Raw genomic sequence first — 10,967 nt, 5'->3', positions numbered from 1 at the left:
TAATGATTTGCCCGACATAAGCGACATTGCTCCAACATCACCGATCGTCCCCACTCTTTGGCCCTTATAATAGCCTCCCATTGCATGAGAGACATCCTCTATCACTTTAATATTATGTTTTTGGGCAATGGCCATAATCGCATCCATATCAGCCGGATGACCCAAATAATGCACAACAACAATAGCTTTGGTGCGCTCTGTAATACGGTGCTCAATATCATTCGGGTCAAGGCATAACGTAGTTGGATCAATTTCGGCGAATACAACCGTCGCCCCTAAGGCATAGGCTGGCAATGCCGAAGCCCAGTAGGTGACGCTTGGACAAATAATCTCATCGCCCATCCCTACCTTGCAGCCGTACATAGCAGCCAATAAGGAGCTTGTGCCATTATTGAAACCAAGAGCATACTGCATGTCGAGCCACTGGGCAAACTCCTTCTCGAATTGCTTCGTAATGTCGGTTCCAGACATCGCTCCGCTGCGAATGACCGCCAAAGCTGCAGTCTCATCCTCCTCTGTTATAATTGGCCACTTGAACATTTCCACATGCTCTTCTTTAATCGTTTTTGTACCACCTAGCAAAGCCAGCATTTTCTCCGCCTCCATTTTTATCTAGTGAGTTATCTTTTAGCCATACTATTTCAAGGAACAAGCTTCAACGAATTACCTGCATATATTTTATAAAGTACTTCTTCAGTAAATCCGGCTCCGTTCAAAAACAATTGCAAATTATTATCCCAGCAATCGCGTCCATAAAGGACACGGTCTTGAAATTCCAGCAAAAATTCTTTTCCAAAAGAAGGTGTTCTGGTCAAGGCGTTATAACCGGAATAAGCCGATAAATCGCAGTACAAATTATCGTATGTGCGCATCATTTCAATCACTTTGCCACCGGAAACTATTTCACCTTGAGGGTAACTCATAGTTTGATAGAGATCATCACCGGAAATATGTGCCCAAAAACCAGGACCATGGCCAAGAAACACTGTATCGGGACAAGCTCTGACAAGCCGCTCAAAAGCCTCAATTCCTCCGCCATACCAATAACCTGGCTGTGCGAAAGGTCCTTCCTCCTCCACGCCATAATTAACTTCAACGATAACTGGCAGTTCCTTCTCGCCGCAATAACGAAACAAACTTATCGCATCCGGATGATCATATGTCATCCGGAGCATAATTTCACCGCACACCCGAACACCGTACAGCTCAATAGCCGCCTCCATCTTTTGAATAACATGGGGCTGACGCGGGTCAGGCGCGTATCCTAATACAAATTTATCAGGCGCATTTCTGACATACTCCAAACAATGGGCAAAAGGTATGGCTGCATCCTCCGTTCCAAACGTCTTCGGGTGATAAACAGGCCATGCTTCATGCTCAGGCGTCTCCAATGAAAGCAGCCATGTTCGGTCTATATTGAATCGTTTCATATTTTCCAGCGTCTTCTCCAGATTCATCATCTGATAATACGGGTGATTATGTGAATCGATAATCATAAATGGTTTCTGCTCCTCTCTAAAAACATTGTCTCTCTTCATTCCTTCAACGAACCAAGCATTGCACCTTTGACAAAGTACTTTTGCAAAAACGGGTAGACAATCAATATCGGAAACGTGGCGAACAAAATAATTCCCGCTTTCATCATCTCGGGCGTAGCTGGTCTTACGATATCCATTGTTCCCGGTGTTGTTATGGTCTGCAAATTGTCTTCTATTACCAAGTTTCGCAGCAATACTTGAATGGGAAGCAACGTTTTGGTTCGAATATAGATTAACGCTGAAAAATAGGCATTCCATTGCCCCACGGCATGAAATAATGCAATGGTAGCAATTACGGGAGTGGACATCGGAATCGCAATTCTCCAATAGTTTCCAAACTCCCCGCAGCCATCAATTTTTCCCGCTTCCAAAATTTCTCCAGAAAGACCCTGAAAAAATGTTTTCATAATAATGACATTAAAGGCGGACAAGGCGCCGGGCAGCATAAGCGCCCATAACGTATTTTCCATATACAGCGATTTGACTAATAAATAACTTGGAATAAGCGGCAAAGAGAATACAAACGTTACAATAATCCCTTTCAATACAAGACCGCGAAACGGCATTTGCGGCCGGGAAAGAGCATAGGCTATTGTCGATGTAAATAAGAGAGCAATGAAAGTGCCAACAACGGTAATATAAACACTAACCCCCATCGCTCTCCACATTGAATCCGTATTGAAGATCGTTTTGTATACTTCGATATTGAATTCTTTCGGCCAAAAATAAACCAGCTTGGCTCCGACATATTTGGGAGAACTGAGAGAGACCGCAAACAAATGAATAAGCGGAGCCAGCATAGACAGACTAAGGATCACTAATAACACGTCATTAATAGAGTGAAACAAGCGATCGGACCGATAAGTCGGCATGAAAATCTCCTCCTTGAGACCAACGGGCTAATAGATACTTTCACCTGTCGATTTTTTGCTAAGGTAGTTTACCCCTACTATAAATAGCAGTCCGATAACCGACTTGAATATCCCAATCGCTGTAGTAAGACTGAACTGAGCGCCCAGCAGACCGATGCGATACACATAGGTGTCAATTACTTCTCCTACGGGACGTACGAGCGGATTAATAAAAATCAACACCTGCTCTACATTCGTATCCAGCACACTGCCAATGCGGAGCAGGAACAAAACAATAATGGCAGGCATTAGCGAGGGCAGCGTAATGGACCACATCTGCCGCCAACGTCCAGCTCCGTCTACCATCGCCGCTTCATACAGACTCGGGTTTATGCCGGCAAGCGCCGCCAAATAAATAATCATTCCCCAGCCTGCTTCCTTCCAAATTCCAACCGATACCAGCATGCCGCGAAACGTATCTGGATTCGTAATGAAATCCTTGGGCGCTGCCCCGATACTGCTCAAAATGGTATTCAAAAACCCGTCTAGCGACAATAAATTAATAAAAATGCCGCCTACGATAACCCATGAAAGGAAATGGGGCAAATACAATAATGTCTGAACGGAGCGCTTAAGCCACATTCTGCGCATTTCATTCAATAACAGCGCCAGCACTAGCGGAGCAGGAAAGCCAAATACAATAGATAAAAAACTAAGGATAAGTGTGTTTTCTAAAATTTGATAAAATTCTCGAATAGAGAACATCATTTTGAAATTGTCCAGACCTACCCACGGACTTTTGACGATCCCGTCAAAGATGCTGTATTTTTGAAAAGCAATTATGTTCCCGCCAAGAGGTATATAATTGAACACCAAAAAATGCAAAATCCCCGGCAATGCAATTAAAAACAGGATGACGGCGTCTTTCTGACGGACTTTTCTAAACATGAAATCCTCCTATCATTGCATACCCTTGGACTTCTTGTACCATTCTGTCGCTTCTTGTATCGCTTCATCGCCGCCATGCTTCTTCCACTCCGCCACAAATTTATCGAAGCTGCTATCTATCTCTTCCTTGCCCGTTACCACTTTGGCGAACATATCCAGAAATAATGTCCCCGCTCCCCGTCCCAGTTCAGGACGAGCTTTCATCGCTTCAAGTACGGGCATATGCATCGCTTCGTTCTGATATATCGATTGATTGGCCGCTTCAAGACCTTGTTTCAACAACTCCGCATTCGGATCTACATCAAGCACCAGCGGCTCCAGCCTTCCATCCCTCCGCGGATTAATCACCGTGCGGAACATCTCAGATTCATCAATCTCTGCATTTGCATAACGGGTAGGATCAAATTTCACCTTGCCTTCTTCTATCGAGTAGTTGTGCCCCTCAATACCATAGGCAAAAAATTTCTCTGCTTCTTCCGACGACCATGCCCAATCCAAATATTTAATCACATTCTCCGGGTTTTTATTGGAGGACGGAATCACATATACATAACCGATCTGCTCGTGCTGCGGCGTAAGCCCCTGCCCTTTTGGACCAACAGGCCCTGGCAGCATTGCTATTTTCACATCTTTCTCGTTTACAAACAAATCCGAATGCCATTCGGTATTATATTCCGGAACGTCGTGTGTCCACATGGCAGCTTTGCCTTGCTTGATTCCCGCCCGCCAATCCGACCCTTTGTTGGTGAACAAATTTGGATTGATATAGCCTTTATCGTATAGCATTTTCCAGAATGCCAGACTCTCCTTCATCTCCGGTTGAATCAAGCCTGGAACAAACTGGCCGTCGCGATATATCCATTCATCCGGATGAACGCCAAATTCCTTAAAAAACAGGTCACTGCCGTAATCAAGATTTTCTCTGACGTAAAAACCATATTCGTCACTAGGGTCGCCATTACCATTCATATCATTGTTTTTAACTGCTTCAAAAAATTCCAAATATTCATCCAGTGTTTTGGGCTGCGGCAGATTTAGCTTATCCAGCCAGTCCTGTCGGATATATACGACGCGATAAGCAGGTACAGCGGACAGATAGGGAATACCGTATATTTTCCCATCTTTCGATACCTTCGAACTTTCCCAGGCGCTTTGCGGCACATTTTTCAATATGTTCTGGCCGTATTGCTCCAATAGCGGGGTCAGATCCGTAAAGATATCTTTTTCAACCGCTCCCGGATGCATAGTCGAAATGATACTGTCTGTCCTGATCACATCAGGCAAATCACTCGATGCGAAACGAACCGTCAACTGCTGCGTGTAATCATTGCCATGACCTAAAAATTCATAATGCAGATCATAACCGGACAACTTTGACAGTTCCTCTCTATAGATGTCACTATCATCCTTATACTGCATGGCATAAGGCGACATAATATGCGAGAGCAAGAAATCAATGCGCGGCGGCTTGTCTCCCTCAGCTTCCGCGCCGTTCTCATTGTTTTTGCTGCCGCACGCAGACAATAAGGATGATAAAACTAAAATAACAGCAGCAATGGTACCCACATGCTTCAACTTACCCCTTTTAATCATATAAACGTCTCCTTTTTCTTTGTAATGGCAGTTCAAAAAGTCCAATTTTGATAACGAAGTAGCTCGGCAAGCATCTCGACATCGAATCTTGCATTCACCGGACTTTTTGAACACTCACTTATATTTATTTTTGCAAATCAAGCACTCTTAACAGCAGCACTGCCGTTTCAGCGCGGGTTGCTTGAGCATCCGGCATAAATCTGTTATTGCTCCGTCCATGCCAAATGCCAACACTTCTGCCGACTTCTATCGCATCCTTCGCCCAGCTTGGAAAGCTGTCCTCGTCAGCAAATTTTGCTGCTTTTGTGGCCGTTTGCTGGATATGAAAGCTTCTTGCCATCATAACGGCCATCTCCGCTCTGGTGATCGGACGATCCGGCCGGAAGCTTCCGTCCTTATAACCGTTTACGATACCTAACTGCACCGCTTGTGCTACGGCTTTCTTTGCCAAACTATCCATTTGTCCGCTGTCCGTAAATACAAGCACCCCCTCTTTTTCCTCCAGCTGTAAGGCATTAATCAGCATTACGGTAAACTCGGCGCGAGTTATTGCATGATCAGGCTTGAACGCTCTCTCTTTATTACCGAGGATAAGCTTTGCCGCTGCTGCTCGCTTGATAAAGCTTTCCGCCCAATGTCCTCGAATATCATCAAACTGGGTCTGCTCCTCGTCTGTACTCCCCCCGGCATTTCCTGTCTTATGGACAGTAAGTGTATACGTTTTTCGGCTTTTGTCCTCCGCCTGAACAGTAAGCGTCAGTATATTCACTTCTTCCGTCAGCTCAATTTCCTCTTCGCTCCTTAATAATCGATCCTGATAAGTCACCTGCGCCGCGGGATGTTCACTGCTCGCCTTTACTACAATCCGAGACGCATTTGTATCTGCTTGATAAGCAGTTTCTTTTGGATCGAAGGTAGGATTGATGACGATAGATTCGCCGCCAGCCCATAGTTCAAGCGATTTTAAATTAGTATTATTAGATAACGTATAGACAGGATTATGCGAAGAGCCCGGGTTATCCGGCAAATCCTTTTCAAGAACAAAGACGCCGCTGCCTATTGCAGGCAACTGAAAAGTAATGGCATTTGATTGAACAACACTGGCAATGCTGCCTTGTGTCTGATTTTGCACCTTCCATCCTTGCGGTATGGCAACCGTCACAGATTTTGCTTCGTAATAAGGATTAGCCATGATCAGATGCAATTGCTGATCATGCTCGAAAGCGGCAATTTCCACTGCCGGATCTGTATCCAGCACGTTCAAATCAACGGGTTGATTAGTCATAATAACAGGAATGACCGGTTCAAGCTGCTCCATCATTTGTAGGACATACGGCCAATTTTGCAAAAATGTATCTTCATCCGGCAATCGGTTCCTGTCCGGGAACCACAAATCAAAGAAGGAATAGAAGATTAAACCTTTTGAGCCATGAATCAGATCCTGATAGGCTTGATTGAGCATTTCTTCGGCATTAGGCTGATTGGGCGCACGCCAATCGTAATAAACGGACAGATCATGCATTTGCGCTACCATCCACATTCCTTTGGCGCCCCGTGTAACATTAGCCGTATGTTTGGCAAAAGTGGACGTCATCGTCAGATCGGTATCCTCGCCGTTGTGATCTCCTACCGGATACGGATCGGTAGCGAGCACATCCGTTACAGGATAGTACTCCTCCAATATGCCCATTGTGTTGGAAACTTGCAGGACCGGATGGTTGGGATCCAGCTCTTTAATAAGCTGATACATTCTTTCAAATTCAGGCATCCAGCTTAAATCGAATTCATCGTTTATATACCAGGCGAGCAATGCCGGATGGTCTTTCAAATCGGTAATATACTGCTCAGCAACCTCGAAAGGATCTTGGCCATCACTCCTGTTATTCGCTTCATCTCCCAAATAAATATCAACCAGATTATAGATCACCTTAAAGCCGTACTGGTGGGCGCGATCCAAAAACTGCACGGCATCCGCTGCCTCGCCGTAAGTGTAGGATAACAATGTGTTAAACCCGGCATCCGCTATTTTTTGCAGGTTCTCATTGCTATGCGACCAATCACGAATCAGATAAGTTCCCAGCGGAAAAAACTTTTCATTATTAATTACTGTAAAACCATCTCGATCAATATAAATTTGAGGCATTTGCTGCTGCACTGTAATTTCATACTGCTCACTTTGTCTAATCTGCTGCTCGCTGTCCAGCAGCTCGATTCGCCATACATACTTGCCTGCGGACAAAGGAGCAGCAGGTTGATATTGTATTTCTGAATTGCCGTTCGTTGCGGGAAGCGTTTCCATAAATACGGATTGATTGTTCTCATCCCGCACTTCATGAAGAATAGAAAAACCCGTTTCATTAGCTGACAGACGATTAATTAAATCTACTTTCCATGGTTCGGTACTACTGCTTAACGCAATATGACGATAATTAGGATAAGTCAAATACGTTTTCATCAGCTGCGGCATTTCCCTTTGCACGATTACATCGTCAAACCACACTTTGCCAACCGTTTGCGGCCGCAAATAGAGGCCTATGACGACACGAGCGGCATTGGGAGGAATAATCGCCTTGCCCTTTACTTCCTGCCAATCGAATGTGCCAAGCAAACCTGCGGGAAACACCCCGTCGATGTATTTGTTGTTTGCATCATAGCTTTGAACAAATACCGCAGCTCCATCTTCAGAAGTGGGTGGCAATCCAGTCTGCTGCTCGATATCCTCCCCTTTGATCCACACACTGAAATGAATCGTTTCCCCAGGATTAGCCGGGATATCTTGCATGAACAGTTCATATTGGTTAGGATCATTGTTCTCATAGAACAAGCTGTTGCCCTCGGTTCTGAATACGTTAGAATCAACTGCCGCCGTACCTTGCGGAATATTCCAAAAAGAAAGCTGTTCTTCAAAACCGCCATTTTTCACCAAATTCCCGCCGCTATTATTGGCTTCCCCATCCCCAAAAACAGCTTGCGGAGCGACTGTCGCTAACATTGCAATGATTAACAGCCACATCCCCTTCATTCGCATCTTCATCTCTTATCCCCCAATCTACTCAATATAAGCTCTCAGCCTGGCTGATCAATAGATATATTCAACAGGCTTAACTCCAAGTATAGTCAATCTTTCTAACATGAAAATGCACGGTAAGGACATCTTATGCGAAATGTTGTCCCGTTTACGCAGTCTTGGCCGATATGATATTATAAAGGCTAGATCACGGTATGATCGGAGGCAGTCAATGAGAGCAAATGATCTGATTCCTTTGGAAAATATAAACATAAAAGTTGGCATTGGACCTATTTTGTTTGATATTTTGCTGGACAAAGCCTTCTCTGCCGATGTGCGGCATTTCTCTGCAACCGTCACTCATACCCACCCGGCTTATGAATTGCAATTCATTACAAGAGGCAGCGGATTATGCACAATTGGAAGTCAAACATTGCCAATTGCAGCCGGAGACGCCATATTAATTGCTCCACATGTCTACCATAAATTCAACGGATGCGAAGATTTGGCAAGGAGCTACATGCAATTCACTTATTCCATTCGCAAATCTTCGGACGACTTGTTTCCGGAAGCTGAAGCCAATGATTTTTCGCAAGCGCTGTCATCTGTCCAAACCGTTGTTCTGATTCAACAGGCAACTTCTATCTTTCGACTGAAAGACTTGATCAGCAACGAACTGCATGAACACTCATTCGGCAGCTACGTAAAGGTGCAGGGACTGTTTATGCAGCTGTTCGCAGAGCTGTTGAGGGCAATGTACAAAACTTCTTTTTTGCAGCAACAGCCCCGCTTTCCGCTAAGAACAAAAGATGACAGCCGTACACAAATTATTGATTTGTTCTTTGAAAAAATCATCGAACAACCATTAAATATTGAGCAACTGGCTGAAGAATTACATTTGAGCGTCAAACAAACCTATCGTGTCATCCAACAGCTTTATGGGAAATCCTTCAAACAAATTGTAAAGGAATCGCAAATTGAAAGAGCGAAAGAGCTTCTTGTATCCGGTCCACTTACGCTGCGCCAGATTTCGGATTTGCTGGGTTATGCTGAACCTGGACATTTTTCCCGTCAATTTACTGCAACTACAGGCCTTACTCCCAACGAATTTCGCTTGCGGTATGACCGAAGTCATAAACAATACTGAGAATTGTATTTCTGGCAATCCGCCCAACGAAAATACGCGTTTCGGAATTTATCCTGAGATTGAGATACAAGATAAATTTGGAAACGCGTATTTTGATGCTGTCAAAAGCTGTTGACTTATTCCCCTACTCGTATCGAGCGAGAAATGCTTCCAAGATGCTTAATGCTTCTTGCTGCTGCTTACTCGTTACCCCATAGAAGAAACCATGTTCCGCCTCAGGAAATAAAACAGTCTCGGCATATGAACCATGCTGCTTAATCTCTTTCTCTAACTCATAAATATAACAATGCGGAAAATACTCTTCCTTGCCGACAATAAGAAAAAGGAAATCGGGCACATCTGGGTGAACTCGAGCTAGTGGAGACGCTTGCCGAAATAGCTGCTCGTTTTCTCCATAGCGCGCACCTATAACTTGCTCAATGCTCACTTTAATTTCTTCATTCATATCCTTCCATTCCTCTAACGTACCCGGCCCATTGATGGACACACAAGCAGCGGGATATTGCCAATTTCTCCTCAGATCAGGCTCAATAACCCACTCATCAGGCTTTGTCATAGCCAATAGAGAAGCAAGATGTGCACCGGCAGAGCTACCAAGCACAATTATCCGTTCTATCTCATTCCCATACTGATCTCTCAAATAGTTAACAAATAACCGATAACCGATAACGATATCGCCCATTTGATCAGCCAATTGAACAGTTGGAGCAAGCCGGTACCCTGCTGTTGCACATGCATACCCTTTCATTGCGAAATATTGCAAATGGGTATGAAAGGCTTCCCTTTCGCCCGCTGACCATCCTCCGCCATGGATGTAGAACAGCGCGGTTTTATGCGCAAGTTCCCCAGGCAATGCTATATCTATGGCGCGTCTTGCAACCTCCTCTTGCTCATAGAAATGCGTAAATATCTCCATCTTTACCCCTCCCGTTGAAACGTCGAATAATTGTGGATAAGACAACAAGCACTGGAAAAGGACAGTGCTGCGATCAAGACTGGACTTAAGACCGCTGTTGTACGCCAATTTTCAGGTTACATAAGCCCTATTAAAGGGTAAAATTGTGATACAAAGGCGGCCACTACCGTTTCTCCAGTTCCAATCTTGCTCTCCGCTTCCCCTTTCCTTGCTTCACATATCATTGTCCACAATTAATCGAAATCTCCCATCCGAGCTGCGGCGATTGCATCAACGGACAACCCGGTTAATATTGTTGCTTTCGCCTTTTAATATAAATAATATATCAATTAATATACTTTATCTTCCTGTGAACATCAATTGCATAAATCCTTTAGACGCTTCCCATCCTCATTCCCTTGCCATTATGGCACAAACAACAAACACAGCGCCATTAACCATCCAATTCACTGTGCTTGTTATTTTCATAGTCCGCCGTTATTTTTGTTTAAAAAAGTTCCAACTGCCAATCCGCTTCGGATTACCTGTGTCCCCGTCCAGTAACTCTTTGTAGTTTGCAATAACTTTGCGAAAAGCTTCCACATATTGATCAATAATATCTGGCTTATACTGTTTAAACCACGGAACGGTGTAGACGCGCGACGCAATATTTTCAGATATAGGCAAGCTGCCTGCTGGTTGGCGAATATCACGCACGCTATTAGCAATCACCGTCGGTCTGCCGTGGCCATACACATCGACCACATGCTGTAGTGGGTGCAGATGAAGAGGCAGATTGCAGCCTGCATCAATAGGGACTCCTTCCGCCCGGACTGCTTCACAGAACCGAGTGACGGATAGTCCGTCCAGCTCTTCAGGGATATAATGGCCGCGAACCGCATACCAGCCTCCCATCGTGCTATCCGAGTCTTTGGCAGGCCGATGCGCCTTGATCCCCGGAACTCCCTCCAAGCCATCCCAGAAATAA

At 44.7% G+C, this 10,967-nt stretch carries 9 protein-coding genes; 1 reads left to right on the top strand and 8 read right to left on the bottom strand.

Annotation, left to right across the window (positions count from 1 at the left end; genetic code table 11):
* The 6 genes from ACRRU2_RS28030 to ACRRU2_RS28005 form a co-directional block, all read right to left on the bottom strand.
* On the bottom strand, positions 1-591 hold a 591-nt coding region (locus tag ACRRU2_RS28030; RefSeq protein WP_432506712.1), incomplete at its 3' end, for a DegT/DnrJ/EryC1/StrS family aminotransferase.
* 50 nt (positions 592-641) lie between these two features.
* Entirely contained in the window at positions 642-1,496 is an 855-nt protein-coding gene (locus ACRRU2_RS28025; RefSeq protein WP_432506710.1) for an amidohydrolase family protein, read from the bottom strand.
* Between the two features lie 38 nt (positions 1,497-1,534).
* On the bottom strand, positions 1,535-2,410 hold the full coding sequence (locus tag ACRRU2_RS28020; protein WP_432506708.1) for a carbohydrate ABC transporter permease: 876 nt from the start codon (positions 2,408-2,410) through the stop codon (positions 1,535-1,537).
* Between the two features lie 27 nt (positions 2,411-2,437).
* The gene (locus ACRRU2_RS28015; protein WP_331701238.1) at positions 2,438-3,337 is read right to left on the bottom strand and encodes an ABC transporter permease; all 900 of its coding nucleotides are present in this window, start codon (positions 3,335-3,337) and stop codon (positions 2,438-2,440) included.
* 12 nt (positions 3,338-3,349) lie between these two features.
* The gene (locus tag ACRRU2_RS28010) at positions 3,350-4,930 is read right to left on the bottom strand and encodes an extracellular solute-binding protein (RefSeq protein ID WP_432506706.1); all 1,581 of its coding nucleotides are present in this window, start codon (positions 4,928-4,930) and stop codon (positions 3,350-3,352) included.
* A 124-nt stretch (positions 4,931-5,054) separates the two neighbouring features.
* Positions 5,055-7,964 (bottom strand): S-layer homology domain-containing protein, encoded by a 2,910-nt coding sequence (locus tag ACRRU2_RS28005; RefSeq protein WP_432506704.1) that lies wholly within the window; start codon positions 7,962-7,964, stop codon positions 5,055-5,057.
* Positions 7,965-8,169: 205 nt separating this feature from the next.
* Between ACRRU2_RS28005 and ACRRU2_RS28000 the strand changes: the two genes are divergently transcribed.
* A complete protein-coding gene (locus tag ACRRU2_RS28000) occupies positions 8,170-9,084 on the top strand; it encodes a helix-turn-helix domain-containing protein (RefSeq protein ID WP_432506702.1) in 915 nt (304 codons plus the stop codon).
* Between the two features lie 124 nt (positions 9,085-9,208).
* Here the strand turns inward: ACRRU2_RS28000 and ACRRU2_RS27995 are convergent, their stop codons facing one another.
* Entirely contained in the window at positions 9,209-10,000 is a 792-nt protein-coding gene (locus ACRRU2_RS27995) for an alpha/beta hydrolase (RefSeq protein ID WP_432506700.1), read from the bottom strand.
* Positions 10,001-10,477: 477 nt separating this feature from the next.
* The coding region (locus ACRRU2_RS27990) for a hypothetical protein (RefSeq protein WP_432506698.1) at positions 10,478-10,967 on the bottom strand (490 nt) is incomplete at its 5' end.

The sequence above is a fragment of the Paenibacillus sp. GXUN7292 genome (assembly GCF_050864975.1).
Lineage (GTDB): Bacteria > Bacillota > Bacilli > Paenibacillales > Paenibacillaceae > Pristimantibacillus.
The sequence above is the reverse complement of the archived record's forward strand: the minus strand, read 5'-3'. Positions and strand labels throughout refer to the sequence as shown.

Bases quoted from the DNA above. Each gene is read 5' to 3' on its own strand.
- ACRRU2_RS28025 (WP_432506710.1), bottom strand. From the start codon at position 1,496: ATGATTATCGATTCACATAATCACCCGTATTATCAGATGATGAATCTG.
- ACRRU2_RS28020 (WP_432506708.1), bottom strand. From the start codon at position 2,410: ATGCCGACTTATCGGTCCGATCGCTTGTTTCACTCTATTAATGACGTG.
- ACRRU2_RS28015 (WP_331701238.1), bottom strand. From the start codon at position 3,337: ATGTTTAGAAAAGTCCGTCAGAAAGACGCCGTCATCCTGTTTTTAATT.
- ACRRU2_RS28010 (WP_432506706.1), bottom strand. From the start codon at position 4,930: ATGATTAAAAGGGGTAAGTTGAAGCATGTGGGTACCATTGCTGCTGTT.
- ACRRU2_RS28005 (WP_432506704.1), bottom strand. From the start codon at position 7,964: ATGAAGATGCGAATGAAGGGGATGTGGCTGTTAATCATTGCAATGTTA.
- ACRRU2_RS28000 (WP_432506702.1), top strand. From the start codon at position 8,170: ATGAGAGCAAATGATCTGATTCCTTTGGAAAATATAAACATAAAAGTT.
- ACRRU2_RS27995 (WP_432506700.1), bottom strand. From the start codon at position 10,000: ATGGAGATATTTACGCATTTCTATGAGCAAGAGGAGGTTGCAAGACGC.